Genomic DNA, 443 nt, shown 5'->3' on the forward strand with positions numbered 1-443 from the left:
GTAATATTGATCGTCTCGACCATAATCGGGCGAATATCCTTCCAGCCCATCTCCCGGTAGATCACGACCGAGACGATAATTCCGTACACGACAGCAATAACGGCCGATTCCGTCGGGGTCGCTACCCCGGTATAGATGCTGCCGAGAATCAGAATTGGAAGGAACGCACCCCAGAGCGCCTTGAGCGACGCTTTGACTCGTGTTTCCATGGTTGATTTCTCATCGCTGCCATAGCCGTTTTTACGCGCGTAATAGATGGCGGAGAGAATCAGCACACCACCAAGCAATAGACCTGGAATGACTCCCGCCATGAACAGCTTACCGATGGATTCCTCGGCGGTAATGCCGTAGATGATCAGCGGAATGCTCGGCGGAATCAAGATGCCTAAGGTTCCGGCCGCAGCCACCAGACCCATCGCATACTTCTTATCATAGCCTGCACT

The 443-nt window shown here is 53.3% G+C and carries 1 protein-coding gene; it reads right to left on the bottom strand.

The annotated features are described in order from the left end of the window. Positions 1 to 443, bottom strand: a 443-nt coding sequence (locus tag AB3351_RS23570; protein WP_371149550.1) for a TRAP transporter large permease subunit, incomplete at both ends; no start/stop codon positions are given.

Origin of the sequence: Aneurinibacillus sp. REN35 (genome assembly GCF_041379945.2) — a bacterium.
Classification (GTDB): Bacteria; Bacillota; Bacilli; order Aneurinibacillales; family Aneurinibacillaceae; genus Aneurinibacillus.